23 protein-coding genes are annotated in these 26,988 nt (G+C 71.7%); 10 read left to right on the forward strand and 13 right to left on the reverse strand.

What is annotated here, in order from left to right; translation table 11 throughout:
* Nucleotides 1-174: 174 nt before the first annotated feature.
* The 10 genes from ACZ4TO_RS09090 to ACZ4TO_RS09135 all read right to left on the reverse strand — a co-directional run bounded on the left by ACZ4TO_RS09090 (nt 175) and on the right by ACZ4TO_RS09135 (nt 11,582).
* Entirely contained in the window at nt 175-1,476 is a 1,302-nt protein-coding gene (locus tag ACZ4TO_RS09090) for an ABC transporter substrate-binding protein (RefSeq protein WP_468023853.1), read from the reverse strand.
* A gap of 340 nt (nt 1,477-1,816) precedes the next feature.
* Nucleotides 1,817-3,382 carry a glycoside hydrolase family 43 protein gene (locus ACZ4TO_RS09095; RefSeq protein WP_468023854.1) on the reverse strand — a complete coding sequence of 522 codons (1,566 nt, stop codon included), beginning with the start codon at nt 3,380-3,382 and terminating at the stop codon, nt 1,817-1,819.
* On the reverse strand, nt 3,382-4,224 hold the full coding sequence (locus ACZ4TO_RS09100) for a DUF6807 domain-containing protein (RefSeq protein WP_468023855.1): 843 nt from the start codon (nt 4,222-4,224) through the stop codon (nt 3,382-3,384). Before ACZ4TO_RS09100 ends, ACZ4TO_RS09095 begins: the two co-directional genes overlap by 1 nt.
* The gene (locus tag ACZ4TO_RS09105) at nt 4,221-5,402 is read right to left on the reverse strand and encodes a Gfo/Idh/MocA family protein (RefSeq protein ID WP_468023856.1); all 1,182 of its coding nucleotides are present in this window, start codon (nt 5,400-5,402) and stop codon (nt 4,221-4,223) included. The genes ACZ4TO_RS09100 and ACZ4TO_RS09105 overlap by 4 nt, the downstream gene beginning before the upstream one ends.
* The gene (locus ACZ4TO_RS09110; protein ID WP_382794463.1) at nt 5,399-6,304 is read right to left on the reverse strand and encodes a carbohydrate ABC transporter permease; all 906 of its coding nucleotides are present in this window, start codon (nt 6,302-6,304) and stop codon (nt 5,399-5,401) included. Before ACZ4TO_RS09110 ends, ACZ4TO_RS09105 begins: the two co-directional genes overlap by 4 nt.
* Nucleotides 6,301-7,236, reverse strand: coding sequence for a carbohydrate ABC transporter permease (locus ACZ4TO_RS09115; RefSeq protein WP_385049493.1), 936 nt, complete (start codon nt 7,234-7,236; stop codon nt 6,301-6,303). Before ACZ4TO_RS09115 ends, ACZ4TO_RS09110 begins: the two co-directional genes overlap by 4 nt.
* Before the next feature lie 102 nt (nt 7,237-7,338).
* On the reverse strand, nt 7,339-9,069 hold the full coding sequence (gene araD, locus ACZ4TO_RS09120; protein ID WP_468023857.1) for an L-arabinonate dehydratase: 1,731 nt from the start codon (nt 9,067-9,069) through the stop codon (nt 7,339-7,341).
* Nucleotides 9,057-9,965 (reverse strand): dihydrodipicolinate synthase family protein, encoded by a 909-nt coding sequence (locus ACZ4TO_RS09125; RefSeq protein WP_468023858.1) that lies wholly within the window; start codon nt 9,963-9,965, stop codon nt 9,057-9,059. Before ACZ4TO_RS09125 ends, araD begins: the two co-directional genes overlap by 13 nt.
* Nucleotides 9,962-10,618 carry a GntR family transcriptional regulator gene (locus tag ACZ4TO_RS09130; protein WP_382794451.1) on the reverse strand — a complete coding sequence of 219 codons (657 nt, stop codon included), beginning with the start codon at nt 10,616-10,618 and terminating at the stop codon, nt 9,962-9,964. The genes ACZ4TO_RS09125 and ACZ4TO_RS09130 overlap by 4 nt, the downstream gene beginning before the upstream one ends.
* A gap of 376 nt (nt 10,619-10,994) precedes the next feature.
* The gene (locus ACZ4TO_RS09135; RefSeq protein WP_468023859.1) at nt 10,995-11,582 is read right to left on the reverse strand and encodes a TIGR03086 family metal-binding protein; all 588 of its coding nucleotides are present in this window, start codon (nt 11,580-11,582) and stop codon (nt 10,995-10,997) included.
* Nucleotides 11,583-11,946: 364 nt separating this feature from the next.
* Here ACZ4TO_RS09135 and ACZ4TO_RS09140 point away from each other — a divergent pair, with 364 nt between their 5' ends.
* Both ACZ4TO_RS09140 and ACZ4TO_RS09145 read left to right on the forward strand, forming a co-directional pair.
* A complete protein-coding gene (locus ACZ4TO_RS09140; protein ID WP_468023860.1) occupies nt 11,947-13,128 on the forward strand; it encodes a serine hydrolase domain-containing protein in 1,182 nt (393 codons plus the stop codon).
* 248 nt (nt 13,129-13,376) lie between these two features.
* Complete coding sequence (locus ACZ4TO_RS09145) at nt 13,377-14,051, forward strand: DUF4097 family beta strand repeat-containing protein (protein WP_468023861.1); 675 nt, start codon at nt 13,377-13,379, stop codon at nt 14,049-14,051.
* Nucleotides 14,052-14,374: 323 nt separating this feature from the next.
* Here ACZ4TO_RS09145 and ACZ4TO_RS09150 read toward each other — a convergent pair whose 3' ends face one another.
* Both ACZ4TO_RS09150 and ACZ4TO_RS09155 read right to left on the reverse strand, forming a co-directional pair.
* The gene (locus ACZ4TO_RS09150; RefSeq protein WP_382794441.1) at nt 14,375-15,553 is read right to left on the reverse strand and encodes a hypothetical protein; all 1,179 of its coding nucleotides are present in this window, start codon (nt 15,551-15,553) and stop codon (nt 14,375-14,377) included.
* Nucleotides 15,550-16,491, reverse strand: coding sequence for a 5-dehydro-4-deoxyglucarate dehydratase (locus ACZ4TO_RS09155; protein ID WP_382794437.1), 942 nt, complete (start codon nt 16,489-16,491; stop codon nt 15,550-15,552). Before ACZ4TO_RS09155 ends, ACZ4TO_RS09150 begins: the two co-directional genes overlap by 4 nt.
* 283 nt (nt 16,492-16,774) lie before the next feature.
* Here ACZ4TO_RS09155 and ACZ4TO_RS09160 point away from each other — a divergent pair, with 283 nt between their 5' ends.
* From ACZ4TO_RS09160 to ACZ4TO_RS09190, 7 genes are all read left to right on the forward strand, one after another.
* Nucleotides 16,775-17,584, forward strand: coding sequence for an NAD-dependent epimerase/dehydratase family protein (locus tag ACZ4TO_RS09160; protein ID WP_468023862.1), 810 nt, complete (start codon nt 16,775-16,777; stop codon nt 17,582-17,584).
* A 366-nt stretch (nt 17,585-17,950) separates the two neighbouring features.
* On the forward strand, nt 17,951-18,721 hold the full coding sequence (locus ACZ4TO_RS09165) for a DeoR/GlpR family DNA-binding transcription regulator (RefSeq protein ID WP_382794431.1): 771 nt from the start codon (nt 17,951-17,953) through the stop codon (nt 18,719-18,721).
* A 160-nt stretch (nt 18,722-18,881) separates the two neighbouring features.
* Entirely contained in the window at nt 18,882-20,252 is a 1,371-nt protein-coding gene (locus ACZ4TO_RS09170) for an ABC transporter substrate-binding protein (protein WP_468023863.1), read from the forward strand.
* The gene (locus ACZ4TO_RS09175; protein WP_382794426.1) at nt 20,249-21,184 is read left to right on the forward strand and encodes a carbohydrate ABC transporter permease; all 936 of its coding nucleotides are present in this window, start codon (nt 20,249-20,251) and stop codon (nt 21,182-21,184) included. Before ACZ4TO_RS09170 ends, ACZ4TO_RS09175 begins: the two co-directional genes overlap by 4 nt.
* Nucleotides 21,184-22,035 (forward strand): carbohydrate ABC transporter permease, encoded by an 852-nt coding sequence (locus ACZ4TO_RS09180; protein WP_468023864.1) that lies wholly within the window; start codon nt 21,184-21,186, stop codon nt 22,033-22,035. Before ACZ4TO_RS09175 ends, ACZ4TO_RS09180 begins: the two co-directional genes overlap by 1 nt.
* Nucleotides 22,032-23,021 carry a zinc-dependent alcohol dehydrogenase family protein gene (locus ACZ4TO_RS09185; RefSeq protein WP_382794420.1) on the forward strand — a complete coding sequence of 330 codons (990 nt, stop codon included), beginning with the start codon at nt 22,032-22,034 and terminating at the stop codon, nt 23,019-23,021. The genes ACZ4TO_RS09180 and ACZ4TO_RS09185 overlap by 4 nt, the downstream gene beginning before the upstream one ends.
* Before the next feature lie 129 nt (nt 23,022-23,150).
* Nucleotides 23,151-24,347 carry a TerD family protein gene (locus ACZ4TO_RS09190; RefSeq protein ID WP_382794759.1) on the forward strand — a complete coding sequence of 399 codons (1,197 nt, stop codon included), beginning with the start codon at nt 23,151-23,153 and terminating at the stop codon, nt 24,345-24,347.
* Between the two features lie 349 nt (nt 24,348-24,696).
* On the opposite strand, the gene ACZ4TO_RS09195 is transcribed toward ACZ4TO_RS09190, so the two are convergent.
* Entirely contained in the window at nt 24,697-25,263 is a 567-nt protein-coding gene (locus ACZ4TO_RS09195; protein WP_382794417.1) for a TetR/AcrR family transcriptional regulator, read from the reverse strand.
* 135 nt (nt 25,264-25,398) lie between these two features.
* Here ACZ4TO_RS09195 and ACZ4TO_RS09200 point away from each other — a divergent pair, with 135 nt between their 5' ends.
* Entirely contained in the window at nt 25,399-26,862 is a 1,464-nt protein-coding gene (locus ACZ4TO_RS09200) for an MFS transporter (RefSeq protein WP_468023865.1), read from the forward strand.
* Nucleotides 26,863-26,988: the final 126 nt, after the last annotated feature.

The following is a 26,988-nucleotide window of genomic DNA, read 5'->3' on the forward strand; positions in this document are numbered from 1 at the left end:
ATGTGGGACGGGGGGTTTGGGGGGGGGGGGGGTGGTGGGGGGGGGGGGGGGGGGGGTGAGGGGGGGGGGGGGGGGGGGGGGGGGGATGGGGGGGGGGGGGAGAGGGGGGGGGGGGGGGGGGGGGGGGGGGGGGGGGGGGCCCCCCCCCCCGGGCCCCGAGGGCGGCGCGTCGGACTAGTGGTGGGCCTTCCAGTCGGCCTGCGCCGTGTTGAGCTGGTCGGCCAGCGTGTCCAGGAAGTCCTTCACGCTCATCTTGCCGAGCAGCACCTTCTGGAAGCCGGGCTCGTTGTCGGCCTTGGAGATCGTGTTCCAGTCGGGCAGGTAGTAGGGAAGCTGCACGATCTTGGTGCCGGCACCGTTGAGCGCCTCGGCGGCCAGCTTGGTCGGCTCTGCCTGCTGGATCCAGGCGTCCTTGGCGGCGTCCGTGTTCGCCGGCACCTGGCCCGCGGACTCGTTGAACTTGGAGTTCTCCTGCGCCGAGACGGCGAACTCGATGAACTTCCAGGCGGCCGCCTTGTTCTTGCCCGACTTGAACAGGCTCAGCCCGTCGACCGGGTTGGAGACCTGCACCCGTGTGCCGTCGTCCAGGGTGGGGTTCGGGATGCCGCGGAACTTGCCGGCGCCCAGCGCCTTCACGTGGTCCTGGTAGGAGCCGAGGTTGTGGCTCAGCATGCCGATGGTGCCGCTGTCCCACTGCGCGACCATCTTGGTGAAGTCGTTGTTGACGTCGGCGGACGGAGTCGCCTTCTTGTAGAGGGCGACGTACTTCTCCAGGGCCGCCACGTTCTTCGGGTCGTTGACGGTGGTCTTGTCGCCGTCCCAGAACGAGGTGATGCCGCTCTGGCCGTACGCCGCGTCCAGCGCCGGGGCGATGGAGCCCTCGCCGCCGCGGATGGTGAAGCCGAACTTGTTCTTGCCCTCGTCCGTGAGCTTGGAGGCGGCGTCGTAGAACTTCGACCAGGAGGTCGGCGCGTCCAGGCCCGCCGCCTTGAACAGATCGGTGCGGTACCAGAGCGTGCCGTTGTTGGCGGAGGTCGGCACCTGGTACAGCGTGTCGCCGCCGCCCGCCGACCGGCTGACGTCGAGCAGGTTCTGGCTCAGCTTTCCGTTCAGCGCGCCCTTCTCGATCCGGCTGTCCAGCGGTTCGAGGGCCCCCTGCACGGCGACCTCGGCGAGCATGGCGGTGCCCACGCCTCCGACGTCGGGCAGGCCGCCGCCCTGGATCGCGGTGTCGTACTTGGACTGCGCGCTCGCCGCCGGGATGCCGACGTAGTTGACCTTGATGTCCGGGTACTTCTTCTCGAAGTCGGCGATGATCTGCTTCCAGATGTCGGTGCGGACACCGCCGTTGCTGTCCCAGAAGGTGATCTCGCCCTTGCCGGAGCCCTCGGTGCCCTTGTCGCCCGCGCTGCCGCTGCCGTCGTCGCCACAGGCGGTGACGGTCAGCGCGAGCACGGATCCGAGGGCGACGGCCACGGCGGCACGCCGGGCACCGGGGACCCGGGACCTTCTCGTCCCGGTCGCCGGTGAACCGTTCCCGAGTGGGCTGTTCCCGAGTGGGCTGTGTCCGAGTGGGCTGATCTTCATCGGTCGGCTCTCTTCTTCCGGATCCAACGGGGTGGTGGGGTCGGTGCGGTGTCCTCGGAGATCGGCACCCGGCTGCTCGCGGAAGGGACGCGCCCTTCCCTCCACATCCGGCAAGCGCTTGCTACGGAGGTGCGACATTGCGGCTCCCAACAGGCGGACGAACGGCTGACGAACGCTGGTGACGACTGGTGAAGGCTGGTGACTGCTGACGAACGGCGGACGGTGGCCCTCAGCGGGCCGGGGTGACTCGGAAGCGCGTGAAGGTGGCGGCCCCCGCGTGCCCCGAGCCGGGCGGCGCGAGCGCGAACAGGCCCAGCAGGGCGCCGGTCCAGCGCCGGCCGGTCGCGGCGAAGACCTGCCCCGAGGGCTGCCGGCCGGCGCCGACGTCGTACGAGAAGCGACAGCGGGCTCCCGCGCCGATCTCGATCCACAGCCGGGCCCGGCCCTCGGGAGCGGGGCTCCCCGGAGCGGCCTCGCGCTCGCCCTCGCGCGCCCCCGTGCGCACGACGGGCGCCCCGACGGCCGCGGTCTCGGCGAACCGGTGCACGAACCGCACGGATCCGCACGGATCGCGCTGGAGGCCGATCCAGCCGAACGCGTCCCCGAGCACCACGAGTCCGGCCCGCGCTCCGGGCTCCTCGCTGTCGAGACGCAGGTCGACCTGGACGGTGGCCGCCGCGCCGGGCATCCGCTGGGTGAGGACGTGCGGGAGTCGGCGCAGGTCGTGGGCGTCCGCCGTACGGACACAGGTCAGCCGCAGTCCGTCGCCGGAGTGCTGGGTGGCCCAGCCGTCCCGGGGGTTGGCGGTCCACTGCCACTGGCGCCCGAAACGGCCGCCGGGGAAGTCGTCGTCGGTGGCGGGCGCGGACGGCGGCTGGGCCGGCAGGTCCGGCTTGCGGTGTACGGGCACGGGGGCGCCCCGGTCGCCGAGCACCGGCCAGCCGTCCGTACCCCAGCGCATCGGCTGGAGGTGGACCACCCGCCCGTAGGCCCCGCGCTGCTGGAAGTGCACGAACCAGTCCTCGCCCGCCGCCGTGCGCACCCAGCCGCCCTGGTGCGGGCCGTTGACGCGGGTGCTCCCCTGTTCCAGCACCACCCGCTCCTCGTAGGGCCCGAAGAAGCCGCGCGACCGGAAGGCGCCCTGCCAGCCGGTCTCGACTCCCCCGGCGGGCGCGAAGATCCAGAACCAGCCGTCGTGGCGGTGGACCTTGGGCCCTTCGAGGGTGAACCAGCCGGGGATCAAGTCGGCGTCGACGATCACCTTCCCCTCGTCCAGAAGCACGGTTCCGTCGGGGCTCATCCGGTGTCCGGTGAGCCGGTTCTTCACTCCCGAACGGGACTTGGCCCAGGCGTGCACGAGATAGGCCTCGCCGGTCTCCTCGTCCCACAGCGGGCAGGGGTCGATGAGCCCCCGGCCCTCCTTCACCAGGTGCGGCCTGGTCCAAGGGCCCCTGATCGCCGGGGCGTTGACCTGGAAGATGCCACGGTCGGGGTCGCCCCAGAAGATCCAGAAGCGGTCGTCGTGGTGGCGCAGCGAGGGCGCCCACACACCGCGGTCGGGCTGAGGATTCCTGAACTCGCCCGCGGGCTCCAGGCGTTCGAGAGCGTGTCCGACGAGGGTCCAGTTCACCAGGTCCCGGGAGTGCAGCAGCGGCAGGCCGGGGGCGCGGCCGAAGCTGGAGGCGGTGAGGTAGAAGTCGTCGCCGACGCACAGCGGATCGGGGTCGGACCAGTCGGCGTCGAGGATCGGGTTGCGGTAGGTGCCGTCACCGAGGTCGGCGGAGGGCAGGGCCATCAGGGGCTCACCGCCTTGCGGACCAGCGCGGCGGCCCCGGTCCGGTCGAGGGCGCCGTCGGCGACGACGGTGACGACCCGGCGTACGAGCGTGTCCCCCGCCGCGACGGTGAGCCGCCGCTCGGAGGCGAGTGAGGAACCGACGCCCGGGTAGTCGGCGGCGCGGACGAACCACGGGTCGCGGCGGGTCTCGGCGGTCGCCCCGGCGAGGACGAGCGTCCAGCCGGCTCCCGCGAGGGCGAGCCAGTTGGCGGTGCGCCCGTGCGCCGCCTGCTCGCCCTCGGCGTCGGCGGTGAACACGCGCGGGGCGTCCCGTTCCTTGGGCGCCCGCCAGAAGAAGCCTCCATAGCCCGCGCCCGGCCGTCCGTTGGTGGCGGGGCTGCCGATCGAGAGGCCGTGCTCCGTGACGTTCGTGAGCGAGAAGGTGAAGTCCAGTGCCCAGGCGCTGTCGGTGAGGGCGACGGCCGCGACCGTACGGCGTTCCCGCAGCAGTTCGGTGCCCGCGGCCGTCCAGCGCAGTTCCGCCACGAAGCCGTCCGGATCGCACAGTCGGAAGCCGGTGTGCCGCTGGGTGCCGTGGTTGTCGAGCTCGGTCGGCCCCTGGTCGCGGACGTAGGTGCGTCCGCCCCAGAAGTTGTGCCCCTCGACGTCGGGTACGGCCACACCGACGCCGAGGTGGTGGGTGTGATCGGCCGGACCGGTCTCGGTGACGGCCGTGCCGGCCAGGGTGGTGACGGGGTGCAGGTACGGGCGCGGCGAGAGCCGGGCCGGCAGCGCGGGCCGGGTGACGTAGCGCGCGACGGGGCGGCCACCGATCCGCAGGGCCGTCGAGTCGTCGTTCATCCGGAGCTCACCTCTTTCGGGCGCGCCCAGGAGGCGCCGAGTTCGGAGTAGAGGGCGAGGGTGTCGGCGGCGGCCGCGACGAATCCGTCGACGCCGGGCACGACACGGCGTCGTTCGCCGGGGACCGTCCGCCAGGCGTCCGGGGGCAGCGCGACCGGGTCGGGGGCCTGCCGGACGGCCTCGACGACCTTCATGAAGGCGCCCGTCGACTCGGGCGGGACCAGCAGTTCCGCGCCGCCGGTCAGATGCTCGGCCAGGTTCTCCAGCAGGTCGGTGCGGCCGTACAGGATCTCCTCGGGGCCGTGTCCGGAGCGCTGCACGAGCACCCGGTCCTGCTTGTACCAGAAGGTGATCCGGCCGCCCGTGCCGTGCACCAGCACGTACGGTTCGCCGGGGCTCTCGGCGCAGAGGGTGGCGGCGACGGTGATCCGGCCCCCGGTGGTCGTCACCTGGACGCACGAGGTGTCGTCGGACTCGATGTCGTTGGCGCGCAGCAGTTCGGTGCGGATGGCGGTGACGTCCTCGGCGCGGGTCGAGCCGTCGAGCGCGAGGGCCGTGGCGACGGCGTGGGCCAGCGGGTTCGTCAGGACCCCGTCGACGACGTCGGCTCCGTCGAGCTGGCGTCTGCCCGCCCAGGGGGCGCGGCGGAAGTAGGCCTCGTCGCGGACCCAGGCGCCGGCCCCGCCGATTCCGGTGACCCGGCCGAGGGCGCCCTCGGTGATCATCTTCCTGATCGCCGGCACCGCGTGCGAGCCGAGGGACTGGAAGCCGATCTGGCAGACGACTCCGGCCGCCGCGACGCCGTCGGCCATCCGCCGGTACTCGGCGTAGGAGGGGGCGGGCGGCTTCTCCAGGAGCAGGTGGACGCCTCTGCGCGCGGCGGTCAGCGCGAGGTCGGTGTGGGTGGGGATGGGGGTGCAGATCACCGCGACGGCGGCGCCGGTGGAGTCGAGGAGTGCCCCGAGGTCGGGGGACTGCTCGACGTGCCGGCCGTCCAGTTCCTCCTCGGTGAGCGGGTTCAGCTCGCAGACCCCGACGAGGCGTGTCAGGCCCTTGTCCTGGAGCCGGCGGATGTTGTCCAGGTGCCAGCGGCCGTGTCCCCGGGCCCCGGCGAGGACGACGGGCAGCGGCGTGCCGGCCGGGTGCCGGTCGTGGCCCTGACGGGTGGTGGCGGTCATCCCTTCACCGCCCCCGCGCTGAATCCGGTGATCAGCCATTTCTGGATGAAGGCGAAGACGACGACCACGGGGACGGCGGCGATGATGCCGCCGGCGGCGAGCGCGCCCAGGTCGACGCTGTCGGAGCTCATCAGGGTGTTGAGGCCGACCGGGATGGTCTGCTTGCTCTGGTCGCTGAGGAACATCAGGGCGAACAGGAAGTGGTTCCAGGCGTGGACGAAGGCGAAGGAGCCGACGGCGATCAGTCCGGGCCGCAGGAGCGGGAGGACGACGATCCGGAAGGCGTCGAAGCGGTTGCAGCCGTCCACCCAGGCGGCCTCCTCCAGGGTGTAGGGCACGTTCCGGATGAAGCCGCTGATGAGGATCATCGACAGCGGCAACTGGAAGACGGTCTCGGCGATGATCACGCTGACCAGCGAGTTGATCATCCGGAGCTCGGCGAAGATCTGGAAGAGCGGGACCAGGAGCAGGGCGCCGGGCACGAACTGGGAGCAGAGCAGCGCGAGCATGAAGCCGCGTTTGATCCTGAAGTCGAAGCGGGCGAGCGCGTAGCCGCCGGCGAGCGCGACGAGCGTGGTCATCACCAGGGTGGCGACGGCGATGATCACACTGTTCTGGAAGTAGGTCCCGAAGCTGCGCTCGGTCCACACCTTGTCGAAGTGGTCCAGCGTCATGGGCCAGGGCACGAGGGAGGTGGACCCGGCGGGGCGCAGCGCGAAGAGCAGGATCCAGTAGAAGGGGATCAGGGTGAAGAGGAGATAGCCGCCGAGGGGGACGTAGATCTGCCAGCGCGGGGCCTCGTCCCAGGCGCGCCGTTTCCTCGCGGCGGGCGGGCGGGGTTCCTCGACGGGCGGGGCGGCGGGTGCGGCCGGGGCGATGGTCGCGGCGTCCTTGGTGATCACTTGTCCCCGCCTCCGAACTTGCTCAGCCGCAGATAGACGATCGAGCAGAACAGCAGAATCACGAACGCGACCGTGGTGAGGGCGGAGGCGTAGCCGAAGTTGTGGGCGTCGACGCTGGTGTTGGCGATGTAGAGCGGGAGGGTCGTCGTCTCGCCGGCGGGTCCGCCGCCGGTGAGGGTGTAGAGCAGGTCGACGTTGTTGAACTCCCACACGGCGCGCAGCAGCGTGGACAGGACGATGGCGTCCTTGAGGTGCGGGAGCGTGATGTGCAGGAACTGGCGCAGGCGGCTCGCTCCGTCGACCTCGGCGGCCTCGTACAGGTCCTTGGAGACGGACTGGAGGTCGGCGAGGATCAGGATCGCGAAGAAGGGGACGCCGCGCCACAGGTCGGCGACCACGGCCGCCGGGAAGACGGTGGAGGTGTCCGAGAGCCAGCTCGTCCCGTACGAGCCGATGCCCGCGTCGGCGAGGTAACGGGTGATGCCCGTCTGGGAGTTGTAGAGCAGCACCCAGATCGCCGAGGTCAGTACGCCGGAGACGGCCCAGGGCGAGAACACCAGCGCGCGCCCGGCCGCCCGGCCGACGAAGGTCTGGTTGACGATCAGCGCGAGCGCCAGGCCGAACAGGAGCTGGAGGCCGACCTCGACGACGACCCATTTCGCGCTGAAGGTCAGCGTGTCCCAGAACTGGGGGTCGTCGGTGAAGGCGTGCACGAAGTTGTCGAGGCCCGCGTAGCCGTTGCGCCACGGTTTGGTGGGGTTGTAGTTCTGCAGGCTGTAGTAGAAGACGCTGATGACGGGGTAGGCGATGAAGCCCAGCATCAGCAGCGCCGCCGGGGCGATGAGCAGATACGGCAGCCTGCGCGGGGTCGCGGAGGCACGGCGCCGCCGGGGTGGCGCGGGCGGTTTCGCCACGGCTGCGGCTTGGGCCATGACTGTTCTCCGTTCGCAGTGGGGCAGGTACAGCGGGTGCAGGAAGCGCTTGCTACACCCTCATGGGTCGGTCGGTGTCTTCCGTGTGCGGTGGTGGGGGCGTCAGCCGGCGTAGGGGTCCGGCACCTTGCCCGGGCGGGCCAGGAACGCGAAGTCGCAGCCGGTGTCGGCCTGGGTGATCTGGTCGTTGTAGAGCGCGCCGTAGCCGCGTTCGTACCGGACGGGCGGCGCGGTCCAGGCGGCCCGTCTGCGCTCCATCTCAGCGTCGTCCACGTGGAGCCGGAGCGAGCGTGCCGCGACGTCGAGCGTGATCAGGTCCCCGCTCCGTACGAGGGCGAGCGGGCCGCCGACGTACGACTCGGGCGCCACGTGCAGCACGCACGTGCCGTAACTCGTGCCGCTCATCCGGGCGTCGGAGATCCGCACCATGTCCCGGACGCCCTGCTTCAGCAGATGCTCCGGGATGGGCAGCATCCCGTACTCGGGCATGCCCGGGCCGCCCTTGGGGCCGGAGCCCCGCAGCACGAGGACGCTGTCGGCGGTGATGCCGAGCGACGGGTCGTCGATGGTCCGCTGCATCGTGCGGTAGTCGTCGAAGACGACCGCGGGACCGGTGTGCTTCAGCAGGTGCGGCTCGGCGGCGATGTGCTTGATGACGGCGCCGTCGGGGCAGAGGTTGCCGCGCAGGACGGCCACTCCGCCCTCGGCCGCGACCGGGTTGTCGCGGGTGCGGATGACGTCGTCGTCGTGGACCCGGGCGCCGGCGAGCTGCTCGCGCAGGGTGTCGTGGGAGACCGTGGGCCGGTCCAGGTGCAGCAGGTCGGTGATGCGGGAGAGGAACCCGGGCAGGCCGCCGGCGAAGTGGAAGTCCTCCATGAGGTACTTCTGTCCGCCGGGCCGGACGTTCGCGAGCACCGGGACGGTCCGGGCGATCCGGTCGAAGTCGTCCAGGGTGAGGGAGACGCCCGCGCGTCCGGCCATGGCGATCAGGTGGATCACGGCGTTCGTCGAGCCGCCGATGCCGAGCACCGTGGTGACCGCGTCCGTGAAGGCCTCCGCCGTCAGGATGTCGCCCAACGTCCGCCCCTTGTGGACGAGTTCGACGATCCTGAGTCCCGCCGCGGCCGCCATCCGGTCGTGTCCGGAGTCGACGGCCGGGATGCTGGAGGCGCCGGGGACGGTGACGCCGAGCGCCTCCGCGGCGGCCGTCAGCGTGGACGCGGTGCCCATCGTCATGCAGTGACCGGGCGACCGGGCGAGCCCGCTCTCCAGCTCGGCCATCTCGCAGTCCCCGATGAGGCCCGCGCGTTTGTCGTCCCAGTACTTCCACATGTCGGTGCCGGAGCCGAGGACCTCGTTGCGCCAGTGGCCCGGGAGCATGGGCCCGGCGGGCACGAAGACGGTCGGCAGATCGACCGAGGCCGCCCCCATGAGCAGCGCGGGCGTGGTCTTGTCGCAGCCGCCCATCAGCACGGCCCCGTCCACCGGGTACGACCGCAGCAGCTCCTCGGTCTCCATCGCGAGCAGGTTGCGGTAGAGCATCGGGGTCGGCTTCTGGAACGTCTCGCTCAGCGTGGACACCGGGAATTCGAGCGGGAATCCGCCCGCCTGCCACACCCCCCGCTTGACGGCCTGGGCGCGGTCGCGCAGGTGCACATGGCACGGGTTGATGTCGGACCAGGTGTTGAGGATCGCGACGACCGGCTTGCCCAGGTGCTCCTCGGGGAGGTAGCCGAGCTGCCGGGTCCTGGCCCGGTGGCTGAACGAGCGGAGCCCGTCGGTGCCGTACCACTGATGGCTTCGGAGTTCCTCGGGCCGCTTCACAGGGACCATCCGGCGGCTATGGCGGCGACCTCGGACCGCTCGTTCGCGGTCAGCGGCCGGCTCGGCGGGCGCACGTCACGGCGGCACAGGCCCAGTGAGGACAGGGCTTCCTTGACGACGGTGACGTTGTTCGCGGAGGCGTCGGCGGCGCGCAGTTCCTCGAAGCGCCGGATCCGCTCCCAGACCTTCATCGCGGCCGGGTAGTCGCCGGACCGCAGCGCCTCGATCATGTTCAGCGAGACGGCGGGGGCGACGTTCACCAGGCCCGAGGTGAACCCGGTGGCGCCGGCCGAGAAGTACGAGGGGGCGTAGGGCTCGGCGAGTCCGGCCACCCACACGAACCGGTCGAGGCCGGCGTCCCGCGCGAAGGAGGCGAAGCGCGCCGCGTCGGGGACGGCGTACTTCACGCCGATGACGTTCGGGCACACGTCGGCGAGTTCGGCGAGCCGCGAACCCGCGAGGGCCGGATTGCGGATGTAGGGCACGACGCCCAGCTCCGGCACGGACTCGGCGATCGCCCGGTGGTAGTCGACCCAGCCGCCCTCCGAGACGTAGGGGTGCACGGGCTGATGGACCATCACCATCGGTGCGCCGAGGGAGCATGCGTGGCGCGCGGAGGCGACGGCGGTGGGCAGGTCGTGTCCGACGCCGACGAGGACGGCCGCGCGGTCGCCCGCCTCCTCGACGGTCAACTCGGTTATGGTGCGGCGCTCTTCGGGGGTGAGGGCGTAGAACTCGCCGGTGTTGCCGTTGGGGGTGAGGGTGCGGACTCCGCCGTCGATCAGCCGGCGCAGCAGGGCCCGGTGGGTGTCCCGGTCGATCGTGCCGTCCTCGGCGAAGGGTGTGACCGGGATGGCCACGACCTCGGCGAGTGCCGCCCGCTGGGTCTCGAACGTCGCTGTCATTCCTGTCCGTCCTCTTCCTGGCCCTGCGGGAAGGCCCGTCGTACGAACGAGGCGATGTGCGCGTGCAGTGCCGCGGCCGCGGCGTCGGCGTCGCCGTCGAGGGCGAGGCGCAGGATCTCCCGGTGCTCGCTCGCCTCCCGCTCCCAGGAGGGGTCGGAGGCCCAGGCGACCGCCGAGACGAGGGCCGCCTGGTCGCGCACCTCGTCGAGCATCCGGCCGAGCAGCGGGTTTCCGCAGGGGGTGTACAGGGCGCGGTGGAACTCCCGGTTGGCCAGGGACCGTTCGGCGGTGTCGGCGGCGGCGTCGGCACGGGTGAGCGCGTCACGGGCGTCGTCCAGGGACGCCTTGCGGCGCACCACCCGCCGCAGCGCCTCGGGTTCGAGGAGCAGCCGTACGTCGTACACCTCGCGCGCCATGTCCGCGTCCACCATGCGCACCGTGACGCCCTTGTACTGGTTCATCACGACGAGCCCGGTACCGGCCAGGGTCTTGAGCGCCTCGCGCACGGGGGTCTTCGACACCCCGAACTGCGCGGCGAGGTCGGTCTCCACCAGAGCCTGTCCCGGGGTCAACTGCCCGGTGAGGATGCGGTGTTTGATCCCCTCCAGCACGAACTGCGTGCGGGACGGGATCGGGGTGGGCACAGAGGTCATGCGCGCCTCTCCGGTCTCACGTGTCGGATCACGGCAGCGGAAAGCCGGCCGTGGACGCCGGCTCCCGCTCTCGTGTATCGCGTCTCATATATGACGTACGAAGTACGACGCGTTGAAGGTAGGAGCGTGACCGTGTTTCGTCAACGCTTCCGACAGAGGAAGTTGCGAAGACGCGCGGCGCGGGGTGCCGGAGGAACCCGGATCCCCCTGATCCCTCCGCCCGGGCGAGGCGCGTCGGGCGTTCGCTCCCGCGACGGGGTGCCGGAGCACGCGGACGGGCCGCCCGCTCGGCGGGCGGCCCGTGAGGCACCGGAGGAGAGGCGGCACGCGCCGGAGGAGGCACCAGGTGCGTGTGCTCGTGCGAACGGATCCTCGGTTACGACGTCCAGCCCGGGTCACGGCCACTGAGCCCGATCACGCGGTCGAGGAGCGGCGCGTCGTCGGGCACCGGGACGACGGGACCGAAGATGCCTCCGACACGGGTCGGGTCGTCGGCCACACCCGTGAGAAACCCGTGCGTCACCCGCAGGGCGGTCTCGTCGGGCGCGTAGTCCTGGCCGGTGGCGCGCGCGAGGTCCCAGCCGTGCACGACCAGTTCGTCGGCGGCGACGGCCGCCGCGACCTCGGCCGGGAGGTCCACTCCGCCCGCCCGGGTCATGCCGGTCCAGGCGGCCGGGTCCCGCCAGGCGTCGGCGAGTTCGTCGAGCGCCTTCGGCAGGGCCTCGCGCCAGCCCGGCTCGATGTCGGGCACGGCCGCGGCGGGGCTCGTGTCGGTCGTGGGGCCCAGGTCCTTGCGCCCGGCGTCGCGGAAGGCGACGGCCAGTCCGGCCAGATGCCCGAGCAGGTTGTGCACCGCGTACCGCGGACAGGGGGTCGCCCCGTCGAGCTGCGCGTCCGTGACACCCTCAGCGAGGCGCGCCACGACGAGGGCCTGCGGCCCGAAGTCGAAGGTCTGGCCGGTCATCCGATTCTCCTCAGAACGCGTATTTCTCTGCTGGTCCGGTTCGGGGATCCGCCGGGAACACGGGACACGCCCGTGAGCGAGCCCCGTCGAGGCGTCTCCGTTCGCGAGTCCCGCGGGACGGGCCCCTCGAAGCGCACCCCTGAGCGAAGCCCATGGGGCGGTCCCGTGGGTGCACTCCGGTGGGGTGGACCCCCTCCGTACCGGAAACTCATCGGTTCCCCCGACCGGGGTTTCCGCACCGGGTCGGCCGGACGGCCCAACACCCGGTCACCCGCTCCTCCGTATGCAGCAGCGGCGCAGGCGAGCGGATCACCCGGGGCCGAAGCTGGGCGTGCCCTGGCCCCGCCCGACTCGGGAGACCCCCATGCCCCTGCCCCGCCGCCCCCGGCTGCGTACGTCCCTCGGCGCCCTCCTGGCCGCCGCCTGTCTGACCGGCGCCGTGTCCGGACCGGCCGACGCCGGCTCCGGCTCCGGTTCCGGATCCGCGGACCACGACCGCGCGCTGCGGCAGCAGCTCGAAGAACTGGTGCGCAGCCCCGGCGGCCCGCCCGGAGTCATCGCCGTCCTGCGCCGCGGGGGCGAGTCCCGCGTCGTGCGTGCCGGGGTCGCCGACCTGGACAGCGGACGTCCGATCCGGCCGGACGACCACACGCGGATCGCGAGCACGGCGAAGGCGTTCAGCGGCGCCGTGGCGCTGCGTCTGGTGGACCGGCGCGCGCTCTCCCTCGACGACACGATCGGCCGCGTACTGCCGTCCCTGCCCCGGCAGTGGCGCGCCGTGACGCTGCGCCAGCTCCTGAACCACACCAGCGGGCTGCCCGACTACTCGCAGGACCCCGAGTTCATCAGGATCCTCACCGCCGATCCGCACCACCACTTCGACTCGCGCCGGCTGCTCGACTTCGTGGCCGACGAACCGCTGCTGTTCCGGCCGGGGTCGACGTACCAGTACTCGAACTCGGACAACATCGCGGTCGCGCTGATGGCCGAGGCGGTCACCGGACAGCCCTACGAGCAGTTGCTGCGGGGGCTCGTCTACCGGCCGCTCGGCCTGCGGGACACGAGCCTCCCGCAGGGCTACGAGATGCCCGAGCCGTACATGCACGGGTACGACGTCACGCCGCCCAATCCCCCGGAGGACGTCAGCGAGGCGCTCAGCGCGTCCGGCGTGTGGGCGTCGGGCGGAATCATCTCGACCCCGGCGGACCTGACGCGCTTCATCAGCGGGTACGCGGGCGGGGCGCTGATCTCCAAGGCCACCCTGCGCGAGCAGCGCCGGTGGATCGACGGTGCCTCCGAGCCGGCGGGTCCCGGCCGGAACAAGGCCGGAGAGGCGATCTTCCGTTACTCCACCCGCTGCGGAGTGGTCCTCGGCCACACCGGCAACTTCCCCGGATACACCCAGTTGATCGCCGCCACGCCGGACGGCCGGCGGTCCCTGACCTTCACGCTCACCACCCAGGTGAACAAGACGAACAAGCCCGCGCTGCTGGAGCGGCTGCGGACGGTCGAGGAGAACTTCGTCTGCGCGCTGCTGAAGGACTGACGGGTGCACGCGGGCGCCCGCGAAGTCCGGGCGCCCACTCCCCGCATAGCGTTCAGCTCAGATCATTGCAACACAACGAACAGTCGACATTGCATTAGAGCCAGAGTCATTGCAATGAAATCTCGGCATCCACCTGCGGATACAACAGAATTGCGCAACAAGCATGTTGCCCGATCCTCGAACGCAACGTAGCGTTTCCAATGTCAGAAACACCGGGAACGCACGCGAAGCAGACCATGGAGAGCATCATGCAGAAGTTCGACACCACCGCCCCCGTCTCCGCGATCATCGACATCCCCGCGGGACACATCCGCTTCATCGCCGCCGACCGCGCCGACACCACCGTCGAGGTCCTGCCCGCCGACGCCTCCAAGGGCCGCGACGTGAAGGCGGCCGAGCAGACCGAGGTCTCCTACGCCGACGGCGTCCTGCGCGTGGAGATCCCCGGGGCCAGGAACCGGGGCCTCGGCCCGTCCGGGTCCGTCGAGGTCACCGTGCAGCTCCCGGCCGGCTCCCGGGTCGAGGCCAAGGCGGCCGCGGCCGAGTTCCGCGGCGTGGGACGGCTCGGCGAGGTCACCTTCGAGGGCGGCCACGGCTCGGTCGAGCTCGACGAGGCCGACAGCGTCCGCCTGACCGGCCTCGACGCCGACATCTCCGTCGGCCGGCTGCACGGCCCCGCCGAGATCAGCACCCAGAAGGGCGACCTGACCGTCAGCGAGGCCGCACGCGGCACGCTCACGCTGAGCACGCAGCTGGGGGACATCACCGTCGGCGCCGCTCCCGGGGTCTCCGCCGCCCTGGACGCCGGCACCACCCTCGGCCGGATCAGCAACTCGCTCACGAACTCGGGCGCCACCCCCGGCCTGACGATCCACGCGACCACCGCCCACGGCGACATCACCGCCCGCACGGTGAAGAGCTGAAGGCACGACCCGCTGCGCCCCCGCCACCCCGTCCGGGGCAGCGGGAGCGCAGCGGCGAGGTCCCGGCCGGACCGCCCCTGGGGCGTGTCCGCAAAGTCGCGTCGTCCACCCGAAGGGCGGGCCGGGCGGCGGCGTGGGGGTCCCCCTGCTCGAAGAGCTTGGGGGAGCGTGCCAGACGCCGCCGGGCAGGCGAGACTTTGCGGACACGCCCTAGGGCCTGTCCGACACTTCCCGTCCGCCCGGCAGCGCCATGCACGCCGTCTCTTCGCACCTGACGCCGCCGGGCCGCCCTTCGGGCGACGGCGCGCCTTGCCGGAAGGGCCCTAGTCCAGCCCCGCCAACACCCCCCGCACCGCCTCCAGATCGGCGTCCGAGGCCAACCCCGCGTGATACAGCCGCAGTTCGGTCGCGCCGAGCTCGACCGCGCGGGCCGCGTCGGCCGCGAGACGGTCCGGCCGGCCCCCCATCCCGGACACCACGGTGAAGTTGGCGGCCAGCACCCTCCCCCGCGCCCCCGCCCGCACCGCCTCCGCGAACGGCGTCAGCAGGCCCGCGTCCCCGGTGCACGGCACGACCACACCGTCGGCCACGGACAAAATGTGCCCGGGGTCCACACCGGCGTTGGCGCCGCAGTGGAAGGAGACGGGGTCGGCGTGCAGCAGCACCTGGAACCCGGCCGGCGCGGCGGAGCGGACCGCCGCGACCGTCTCCTCCTGGAGCGAGCGGGCGACCTGGTCGCGCCAGACACGGGTGGCCGCCGCCGTCCCCGCCCCGAGCAGCTTCTCCACCCCGGCCCAGCCGCCACCGGACGGCTCCCCCCGCCACACCGGCTCCAGCGCCCCGCGCACGAAGGACGCCAACTCCTCCGCGTCCAGGCCCTGTCGGCCGTATCCGTCCGCGCACACGGCACAGAAGCACAGAGACATCAGATAGTGCCCGGCGTCCCCGAGCGACACCCCGCCGATCTTGTCGTGGGCGTGCAGATGGGCGAGTCCGTACCAGCCGAGCGACTCCAGTTCCGTACCCGCGGCACCCGGCCGTACCGCGGCCTCCACCGCGAGGTCGGCCAGGTAGGCGCGGGTCGCGGACCGGGCGACGCAGGGCGCCCAGGGATAGCGATCCCCATAGGCGTTGACGACGGAGGTCTCCGGATGTTCCTCCCCCATACGTGAGTTGTGCGCGAGCACGACCCAGGTGTGGACGTCGAGCCCCACCCCGGCGAGCGCGGCGGCGGCCTCGCCGTACGCGTCACCGGGCGCCCAGTCACCGGCCGGACAGGGGCGAAGGGCCCGGCCGCGCCATCGCGCCTCGTCCACCGGGTACAGCACGGCGGCGTGCGAGGCCGTGACGATCCGGTGCCGCGGGTGGCGAGGGGTCAGCGCGCGCGTGGAGTGATAGGCGGACGCGAGCGTCACCCGGCGGACGCCGAGGGCCGCGGTCCTGGCGGCGGCCTCCGGGTCCCCGTTGACGTCCCAGGGGTAGAGGAACGCGGACGCGATCACAGGCCCTCCTCGATGAGCGCGTACCCGCGGTCGATGAGCTGCGCGAGCTGCTTGACGTGGTCCTCGGCCGGTTCGTGGAGCGGGGGCCGGACCTCGCCGACGTCCAGTCCGCGCAGCCGGACACCCGCCTTGACCAGGGCGACCGCGTAGCCGCGCCCCCGCGCCCGCAGATCGACGAAGGGCCGGTAGAAGCCGTCCAGCAGCCGGTTCACCGTCGCGTCGTCCCCGGTGTTCAGGGCGCGGTGGAAGGCCAGCGCGATCTCGGGGGCGAAGCAGAAGACCGCCGAGGAGTAGAGCGTGATCCCCAGTCCCCGGTAGGCGAGCCCGGTCAGCTCGGCGGTCGGCAGACCGTTGAAGTAGAGGAAGTCGCCGGGCGCCTCGCTGCGTACGGCGCTGACGATCCGCTGCATCAGGTCCAGGTCGCCGAGCCCGTCCTTGAAGCCGATGATCCCCTCGGTGCGGGCGAGTTCGACCACGCCCGCCGGGGTGAAGACGGCGTTGTCGCGCTGGTAGACGATGACGTCGAGGGAGGTGGCGGCGGCGATCTCCCGGTAGTGCCGCAGCAGCCCCTCCTGCCCGGCCGTCACGAGATACGGCGGCATGGCGAGCAGCCCGTCGGCCCCGGCGGCCTCCGCGAGGCGCGCGTAGCGCACGGCCAGGGCGGTTCCGTATCCGGCGCCCGCGACCACCGGGACGCGCCCCTCGGCGGCCTCCACCGCGGCCCGTACGCAGGTCTCGAACTCCTCGGGCACGAGCGCGTGGAACTCGCCGGTGCCGCAGCACGCGAAGACCGCCGCCGCGCCCGCCTCGACGCCGCGCCGTACGTGCTCCCGGTAGACACCGGGGTCGACGGTGCCGTCGGGGCCGTACGCGGTGACGGGGAAGAAGAGCGGCCCGCTGGGGATGCTCAGCCGGGCGGCAAGAGGGGCTGACGTCACGGACTCTCCCTTAAAAGGTGCCCATCGAGTGCATGTTTCTGATCCATGTCCATATCCCTGAACTCGCCCACGCTAAGCCGCCGCCTCGGGGCCGGTCAAGCATGCAAACCCGCAACTCGAAGGCGGATTTCGCCCGTCCGCGCGACACTTGACGCGGCACGTCGACGCTCCTTAGCGTGTCCATGAATGTGAATGCCATACACGCATACGACTGACGAACAGGGCCCCGCCGACGGCCCCGGCAGCCGGCCCTGGCGCACCCGCCCGCACGGAGGAGACCCCCATGCCCGCTCCCCGCACCGTTCTGCTCACCGGCGCCGCCGGCGGACTCGGCACCCTCATGCGCGGGCTGCTGCCGGAGTACGGCTACGAGCTGCGTCTGCTCGACGTCCTCCCGGTCGAGGGCGAACCGGAGGCGATCACCGCGGACCTCGCCGACCGGGCGGCACTGCGCGAGGCGGTACGGGGCGTCGACGCGATCGTCCACCTCGCGGGCATCTCCCTGGAGTCCTCCTTCGACAAGATCCTCAAGGCCAACATCGAGGGGACGTACAACCTGTACGAGGCGGCCCGCGAGGAGGGCGTACGCCGTGTCGTCTTCGCCTCCTCCAATCACGCGGTGGGCTTCACCCCGCGCCCGGTGGGCGACGACCCGCTGATCCCGGTCGACACCCCGCGCCGCCCCGACACCTTCTACGGGCTGTCCAAGGCGTTCGGCGAGGACCTCGCCCAGTTCTACTGGGACAAGCACGGCCTGGAGACCGTCTCGGTGCGCATCGGGTCCTGCTTCGCGGAGCCGACGAGTGTGCGCATGCTCTCGGTCTGGATGAGCCCCGAGGACGGCGCCCGTCTCTTCCACGCCGCCCTGACCGCGCGGGACGTGGGGCACTCGGTCGTCTACGGCTCCTCCGCCAACACCCGCCTGTGGTGGGACCTCTCGTCGGCACGGGCCCTCGGCTACGAACCGCGCGACGACTCCGAGCCGTACGCGGAGAAGCTCATCGCCGAACAGGGCGAGCTCGACCCGGCGAACCCGGACCACGCGCACCTGGGCGGCCACTTCACGACGCACCCGCCGATCTGGCCGTACTGACCACGGCCGAGAAGGCGGGGACGACGGGCGGACAGCGGACCGCCCGACGAAGGAACGGGCGGACCGCGGAACCGCCCGGCGGAGGGGGCGGGCGGACAGCGGACCGCCCGGTGAGAAGCGGGCGGGCCGGAAACGGGCCCGCCCGCCCCCGTGTTCGGGCACAACCCCTGCCCGATCCCGCCGCCTCCCCCGCTCCACCCCAGGTCCGCCGCGGGCGGCCGCGCCGCGGAACGGGCACAGCCGGGCAGCATCGGGCCCGCAACAGGCCTGGTCAGTGACGGACACCGGCTGTAGAACTTCCCTCATGGACCCCACCGGGTCCGAACGGGCAGTGCGCGACGGAGCGCGAGGGAGCGGGTGACGGCGATGACGGGCAGGACGGCGGAGGAACGGCAGCGCGAGATCGTCCGGACCGCGCGCCGCACGGGCTCGGTCGAGGTCACCGAGCTCGCCGTCGAACTGGGCGTCGCCAAGGAGACCGTACGACGGGATCTGCGCACCCTGGAGGACCACGGCCTGGTGCGCCGCACCCACGGCGGCGCCTACCCCGTGGAGAGCGCCGGCTTCGAGACGACGCTCGCCTTCCGCACCACGAGCCATGTCCCCGAGAAGCGCCGGATCGCCGCCGCCGCGGCCGAGCTGGCCCGGGACGCCGAGACCGTGTTCGTCGACGAGGGGTTCACCCCGCAGCTCATCGCCGAAGCCCTGCCAAGGGACAGGCCGTTGACCGTGGTGACCGCCTCACTCGCCACCGCCGGAGCACTCGCCGGAGCCGAGAACACGAGCGTCCTGCTGCTCGGCGGCCGGGTCCGCCCCGGCACCCTCGCCACGGTCGACCACTGGACCACGAAGATGCTCGCCGGCTTCGTCATCGACCTCGCGTTCATCGGCGCCAACGGCATCTCCCGCGAACACGGCCTCACCACACCCGACCCGGCGGTCAGCGAGGTCAAGGCGCAGGCGATCAGGGCCTCCCGGCGCACGGTCTTCGCCGGTGTGCACACCAAGTTCGGCGCCGTCAGCTTCTGCCGGTTCGCCGGCATCGGCGACCTGGAGACGATCGTCACCAGCACCCTGCTCCCGGCCTCCGAGGCGCACCGCTACTCGCTGCTGGGCCCCCAGGTCATCCGCGTCTGAAAGCCCTCCCGCCCCGGCCACCTGCCCACTCCCCCCTCCCCGCGTCGCCCCGAGGCACCCCCACACCTCACCCCGCCCCCTATATCCGCATCCCTCCCCACCTCTCCCCTTTTCTCCCCATCCCCCTCCCCATCCCCATCCCCATCCCCAGGAGTGATCCATGCGAACCCCGAGCCGGCGGAGGCCGCGCGCACTGCTCGCCGCGGCCGCCGCAGGGACGCTGCTCTCCCCGCTCCTCTCCGGCTGCTGGACCGGAGCGGGCGGGTCGGGCTCCGGCGGGAATTCCATCAACGTCCTGATGGTCAACAACCCGCAGATGGTCGAGCTGCAGAAACTCACCAAGGCCCACTTCACCCGGGACACCGGCATCAAGGTGAACTTCACCGTCCTGCCGGAGAACGACGTCCGCGACAAGATCAGCCAGGACTTCGCCAACCAGGCGGGCCAGTACGACGTCGCCACCCTCTCCAACTACGAGATACCGATCTACGCCCGCAACGGCTGGCTGCACGAGATGGACTCGTACGTCCGCCAGGACCGCGGATACGACGAGCAGGACGTCCTCAAGCCCATGCGGCAGTCGCTGACGGCCGCCGACGGCAAGCTCTACGGGCAGCCGTTCTACGGGGAGTCGTCGTTCCTGATGTACCGCAAGGACGTGTTCGCCGCGAAGGGCCTGACGATGCCCGCGCACCCCACCTGGCAGCAGGTGGCAGACCTCGCGGCGAAGGCGGACGGCGCCGAGCCCGGCATGAAGGGCATCTGCCTGCGCGGTCTGCCCGGCTGGGGCGAGGTCATGGCCCCGCTCACCACCGTGGTCAACACCTTCGGCGGCACCTGGTTCGACAAGGACTGGAAGGCGCGCCTGGACTCCCCCGAGTTCGAGAAGGCCACCACGTTCTATGTGAACCTCGTCCGCGAGCACGGCGAGTCCGGCGCCGCCCAGTCCGGCTTCGCCGAGTGCCTGAACAACATGACCCAGGGCAAGACGGCCATGTGGTACGACGCCACCTCCGCCGCGGGCCTGCTGGAGGCCAAGGACTCCCCGGTCAGGGGCAAGCTCGGATACGTCCCGGCCCCCGTCGAGAGGACCGGGTCCTCCGGCTGGCTCTACACCTGGGCCTGGGGACTCCAGAAGGCCTCGCACAACCCGGACAAGGCCTGGAAGTTCATCTCCTGGGCCTCGGGCAAGGGCTACGAGCAGTTGGTGGGCGACACCACCGGATGGTCGAACGTCCCGGCGGGCAAACGCGCTTCGACGTATACGAACGCCGCCTACGTCAAAGAGGCCGCCGCCTTCCAGGACATGACCCGCCAGGCCATCGAGGGCGCCCGGCCGCGCGACCCCGGCGTCCAGCCGCGCCCCGCGCCCGGGATCCAGTTCGTCGGCATCCCCGAGTTCACCGACCTCGGCACCAAGGTCTCGCAGGAGATCAGCGCGGCCATCGCCGGACGCCAGTCCGTCGACGCGGCACTGAACACCTCCCAGAAGCTCGCCGAGAAGATCTCCAAGGAGTACGAGGGCCGATGACCGCCACGACGACGGCCCGCGTGGCCGCTCCCCCCGTACGCACCCACGGACAACCCTCGGCCCGGCTGCGCGCCTGGGCCGCCCGCGGCCCCCTGCTCCCGGCCCTGATCTTCATGATCGCGGTGACCCAACTGCCCTTCGTGGCCACGCTGGTGATCTCGTTCTTCGACTGGAACGCCCTGTATCCGAAGGCCCGCCATTTCACCGGCTTCGGCAACTACACGGAGGTGCTGACCGACGCGGGCCTGCGGCACTCGGTCTGGACGACGATCCTGCTGACCGTCAGCGTGGTCCTCGTCAGCCTCGTCCTCGGCCTGGCCCTCGCCCTGCTCCTGGACCGGCGGTTCCGGGGCCGCGGCATCGTCCGCACCCTGCTGATCGCACCGTTCCTGGTGGTCCCGGTCGCCGCGGCCCTGCTGTGGAAGCACGTGCTCTTCAACCCCGAATACGGCCTGCTGAACGGCCTGTTGCACTACGTCGGCGGCCCCGCGCCCGACTGGATCTCGGACACCCCGCTGCTCGCGGTCGAGGCGTCCCTGGTCTGGCAGTGGACGCCGTTCATGATGCTGATCCTGCTCGCCGGTCTGCAGAGCCGCGACCACCAGCAGATCGAGGCCGCCCGCGTGGACGGCGCGAACGACTGGCAGGTGTTCCGCCACCTCACGCTGCCCCACCTGCGCCGCTATCTCGAACTGGGGGCGCTGCTGGGCTCGATCTACATCGTGCAGAACTTCGACGCGGTCTTCACGATCACCTCCGGCGGCCTGGGCACCGCCAACCTGCCCTACACCGTGTACCAGAGCTTCTACCAGGCCCACGAGAACGGCCTCGCCTCCGCCGCGGGCGTTCTGGTGGTCATCGGTTCCATCGTCATCGCGACCTTCGCGCTGCGCGTCGTGTCGTCCCTGTTCCGCGAGGAGGGGTCCCGCTGATGAGTACGACCGCGACGCATCCGCGTCCCCGCCGTGCCAGGGGGGCCGGCCTGGGCCTGGCCGCCTGGGCGCTCGGCATCGTGTTCTTCCTGCCCATCGCGTGGATGGCCCTGACGTCCTTCCACTCCGAACCGGACGCGGCGAAGAACCCGCCGGCCTTCGGCGCGGCCCTGACCCTCGACGGCTACCGGGAGTTCTTCGGCGCGGGCGGCGGCGCGAGCCCCTGGCCCTCCCTCGTCAACTCCACGGTCGCGTCGGTGGCCTCGACCCTCCTCGTCCTGCTGCTGGCCCTCCCGGCCGCGTACGCCCTGTCGATCCGCCCGGTGCGGAAGTGGACGGACGTCCTGTTCTTCTTCCTGTCGACCAAGATGCTGCCGGTCGTGGCGGGCCTCCTCCCGATCTACCTGTTCGCCAAGAACACCGGCATGCTCGACAACATCTGGCTGCTGGTCGTCCTCTACACCTCGATGAACCTGCCGATCGCCGTGTGGATGATGCAGTCGTTCCTCGCCGAGGTCCCCGTCGCGGTGATCGAGGCCGCGCAGCTCGACGGTGCCCGGCTCCCGACGGTCCTCGGCCGTGTCGTGGCCCCCATCGCCCTGCCCGGCATCGCGGCGACGGCCCTGATCTGCTTCATCTTCAGCTGGAACGAGCTGCTGTTCGCCCGGGTGCTCACGGGTGTGGTCGCCGGGACCGCCCCCGTCTTCCTGACCGGATTCATCACCAGCCAGGGCCTGTTCCTGGCGAAGGTGTGCGCCGCGTCGCTCGTCGTCTCCCTGCCGGTGCTCGCCGCGGGGTTCGCCGCCCAGGACAAACTGGTCCAGGGCCTGTCGCTCGGAGCCGTGAAATGAAGGCCGCAGTCATCGAGTCCGTGGGCCGTGCCGTCGTGACCGAGGTCCCCGACCCGTCTCCTGGCCCCCGCGAGGTCGTGGTCGAGGTCGCCGCCTGCGGGCTGTGCGGCACCGATCTGCACATCCTCCAGGGCGAGTTCGCCCCGAAGCTGCCGATCGTGCCGGGCCACGAGTTCGCCGGCGAGGTGGTCGGCGTGGGCACAAGGGTGACGGAGCTCGCGGTCGGCGACCGGGTGGCCGTCGACCCGTCCCTGTACTGCCACGAGTGCCGTTACTGCCGTACGGGCCACAGCAACCTCTGCGAACGGTGGGCCGCGATCGGCGTGACCACCGCGGGCGGCGCCGCCCAGTACGCGACCGCGCCCGTCGCCAACTGCGTCAAGCTCCCCGAACACGTCGCCACCCAGGACGCGGCCCTGATCGAACCGCTCTCCTGTGCCGTCCGGGGCTACGACGTCCTGCGGTCCCGGCTCGGCGCCCACATCCTGGTCTACGGCTCCGGGACGATGGGCCTGATGATGCTGGAGCTCGCCAAGCGCACCGGCGCGGCGAGCGTGGACGTCGTCGACGTGAACCCCGAACGGCTCGCCACCGCCCGGCGGCTCGGGGTCTCCGCGGCCGCGGCGAACGCCGACGAGCTGGACCGGCCCCAGGGCTGGGACGTGGTCGTCGACGCGACCGGGAACGCCGCGGCGATCCAGGACGGTCTCGACCGGGTGGCGAAGGCGGGCACCTTCCTCCAGTTCGGCGTGGCGGACTACGCGACCCGGGTCACCGTCGACCCGTACCGCATCTACAACCAGGAGATCACCATCACCGGCTCGATGGCCGTCCTGCACAGCTTCGAACGCGCGGCGGAACTCTTCGCCGCGGGCGTCCTCGACCCGTCGGTCCTCATCAGCGACCGCCTCCCCCTGACGAGCTACCCCCAGGCCCTGGAACAGTTCGCGTCGGGCGTGGGCCGGAAGATCGTCGTGGTGCCCTGAGACACGACCACCCGGGCCCGCACGCCCGCGCGGGCGGGCCCGAAGTGGAACCCTCCCCCTGCGTCCCTCTTCACCCTTGGGTAAGGGAACGGTAAAGCGCCCCCGCTCGTTACCCCAGTCATGACAGCTATGACGCCCGGCTCGAACATCCCTCTCCCCGTCTCGCGCGTGACGGTGGACGTCACCGCCCCGGTGCGGCTCGACGTGTCGAGCCTGCTGCTCACCGCCGACGGCAAGGTGCGCTCCGACGACGACTTCATCTTCTACAACCAGCCCACCGGCCCCGGCGTGACCTACCGGTCGGGCGGCGGCACCGCGCCCGACGCGATCACGGTCGACACGGCCGCGGTGCCCCCGGGCATCGAGAAGATCGTCGTCACGGCGAGCCCCGACGCGGCGGGCCAGTCCTTCCAGGGCATCGAGCCGACCGCGACGATCCGCAACGCGGACGACAGCACGGTCCTGGCCACCTTCACCCCGCCGCGGCTGGGCACGGAGACGGCCCTCGTGATCGTCGAGATCTACCTCCGCAACGGCGCCTGGAAGGCCCGCGCCGTCGGCCAGGGCTACGCGAACGGCCTGGCGGGCATCGCCACCGACTTCGGCGTGAGCGTGGAGGAGCCCGCCCCGGCCGCCCAGCCCGCCCCCGCGGCCCAGCCCCCGGCCGCGGACCCCCGCCTCTCCGCCCCGCAGTCCCCGGCCGCGCCCCCGGTCCCGCCCATGCCCCCTGCGCCGCCCGCCGCCACCGGCAAGATCAACCTGGACAAGGGCCGGGTGAGCCTCCAGAAGAACCAGACGGTGTCCCTGGTCAAGGGGGGCGCCCCGCTACTCTCCATGGTCCAGATGGGCCTCGGCTGGGAGCCGGCGTTCCGCGGCAAGGACATCGACCTGGACGCCTCGGTCATCGCGTACGGCCCGCAGCGCAACCACATCGACAGCTGCTACTTCGGCAAGCTCTCGATCGTGAACGGCGCGATCAAGCACTCCGGCGACAACCTCACCGGTGAGGGCGGCGGGGACGACGAGGTGATCACCGTCGACCTCGGCCGTCTCCCCCAGGAGGTCACCGGCCTGGTCTTCACGGTCAACTCCTTCTCCGGCCAGAAGTTCACCGAGGTGGCCAAGGCCTACTGCCGCCTCATCGACGCCGCCAGTGGCGAGGAACTCGTCCGCTTCGACCTCACCAACGCCGAGGCCCAGACGGGCGTCATGATGGCCAAGCTGATCAAGCAGTTCTCCGGCGAGTGGGACATGACGGCGATGGGCAACTTCGTCAAGTCCCGCACGGTCCGCGGCATGGTGAAGCCGGCAGCGGAATCCCTCTGACCCGGGGCGACCCCCATGACCGGGGGCGAGAATCCGGCCCGGCTCAGCCCACCCTTTTCCTCGCCCCCTCCGCCCCTACCCTCCCCCAAGGTCTCGGCTTCGCCCCAGACCCCGCTCCTCAAACGCCGGAGGGGCTGAAACTCCCCTGCGCCCGCAGACGGGATCCGGCGCGAGGGGACGTGCCGGTACATCAATGGCCGTCGCCACCGACGCCCACACCTCACCCAACGGCGACGGGCTGATGCACCGGCACGGCCCCGACCCACCCGCCGGCCGAACCCGACCCACCCACCGGACAGAACCCGACGCACCCACCGGACCGAACCCGCCCGCCCACCCGCCCGGAGGGCTACGCCCGCAACCCCTCCGTCAGCAACAACACATACCGCCGGATGTCCGAACCGTCCGAGCTCCCCAGCTCCGACGCGGTGGCCACCCCATGCGCCAGCCGCAACACATCGATCGGCTCCAGATCCCCTCGCAGCGTGCCCTCCCGCTGCGCGGCCCCGACCAGCCTCCCCGCCGCCCCCTTCACGGAGGCCCCACACCGCGCCAGCACCTCGGAACTCCCGTCCGCGACGGCCGACCCGAGCAGCGCCTTCAGCCCCCGGACCTGGATCATCCCGAGGCAGAGCTCGTTGAGCCACTCCACGAGCGCCTCCCCCGGCGGCAACGCGGCCGCGATCTCGTCCGCGCGGACCGCGATCGCCTCGATGGCGTCCACGTAGACGGCCTCCAACAGCGCCCGCCGGGTCGGAAAGTGCCGGTACAGCGTCCCGGACCCCACACCGGCCCGCTTGGCGATGTCGTCCAGGGACGCGCCTTCCCCGTGTTCGGCGAACGCGACCGCCGCTTCCGCGAGAAGCCGCTCATAGTTCCGCCGCGCATCCGCCCGCATCGGCTTGACCTGGGTCATTCAGACACTCCTTGCGAACCGGGGACCCTCTCCGTATCTTGGCGAGGGTTAAACGGAGACAGTCCCCGCTTATGTCGCGGGCAGTCCGTGCTGCCCACTCGCACCGTACCGGGGACGCCAGACCAGGAGAACTCCATGTCCACCGGCACCGGCACACCCACTCCCGACACCTCGTCAGCAGCGTTACGCCCAAAGCGACTCCGCAGCACGGAGGCGACACCCGGCACGACGGCCCTCCTCGTCATCGTGACCGCCTACCTCATGGTCGGAATCGACTCCACCGTCGTCAACGTCGCCCTGCCGGACGTCCAGCGGGACCTCGGCTTCACCCCCACCGGCCTGTCCTGGGTCCTCAACACGTACACCCTCGCCTTCGGCGGCCTGCTCCTCCTCGGCGGCCGGATCGGCGACATCGTGGGCCGCCGCCGGACCCTCACCACGGGCGCCCTCCTCTTCGCCGCCTCCTCACTGCTCGGCGGCCTCGCCACAGAGAGCTCCTGGCTGCTCGCGGCCCGCGCGCTCCAGGGCGTGGGCGCGGCACTCATCGCCCCGAGCACCCTCGCGCTCATCACCACGAACTTCCCCGAGGGCCCCCGACGCCACCACGCGCTCGGCGTCTACTCCTCCATGGCCGGGATCGGCGCGTCGGTCGGCCTGGTGGTCGGAGGCATGCTCACGTCGTGGGCGTCCTGGCGCTGGTCGCTGCTGATCAACGTGCCGATCGGCGCAGCGGTCGCCGCCGCCCTGCCGCGCTTCGTCACCGAGACCCCTCGTCACGCGGGCCGCTTCGACGCGGCGGGGGCAATCGCCGGCACCGCGGGCACGGCCTCGCTGGTCTACGCGTTCATCCGGGTCTCGGAGCAGGGCTGGAGGGACACCGAGGCGCTGACGGGGTTCGGTACGGCGGCGGCCCTGCTCGCCGGCTTCCTGCTGGTGGAGCGGCGCGCGGAGCAACCGGTCATGCCGCTGCGCCTCTTCGCGAGCCGTGACCGGGCGGGCGGCTACGCCGGGGTCCTGCTGCTGCCCGCCGGCATGTTCGGCGCGTTCTACTTCCTCACCCTGGTCGCCCAGCAGGCCCTGGGGTACAGCCCGTTGCGCACGGGCTTCGCCTTCCTGCCGCTGACGCTGGTGATGTTCACGACCGTGCGCCTCGTGCCACGGCTGCTTCAGCGCTTCGGCGCCAAGCCCGTCCTGCTGTCAGGGATGTCGCTGATCGCGGTCGCCGGCGTCTGGCTGTGGCGGCTGGAGCCGGGCGACGGCTATCTCTCCGGTCTGCTGGGCCCGTTGCTGCTGATGGGGCTCGGCGTCGGCCTGAGCTTCATGCCGCTGACCGCCACCATTCTCGCGGGCGTGGCACCGCGGGACGCGGGATCCGCGTCCGGACTGCTGCAGACCCTCCAGTGGCTCGGCGGCACCCTGGGACTCTCCGTCCTGGTCACCGTGTTCGGCACGGCGACCCGGCACGCCCACGGCTCCCCGTCGGAGATCCTGACCAAGGGCTCGGCCCAGGCGTTCGGCGCCGGTTCCCTGATCGCCCTGACCGCAGTGGTGCTGTCGGCACTGGTGATCACGGGTGGACGACCCAGACGCGGCGCTTAGCCCCGGACCCAGAAACCGACAAGGGTGCGGCCCGCACCAACGTACGGACCGCACCCTTCCCTTGAACCCTCAGGCGGCACCGCCCCAAGCCGAGACGAGGGCTTCAGCCACCCCGGCCCCGGCCCC

It is taken from the genome of Streptomyces sp. NPDC028298 (assembly GCF_055565895.1).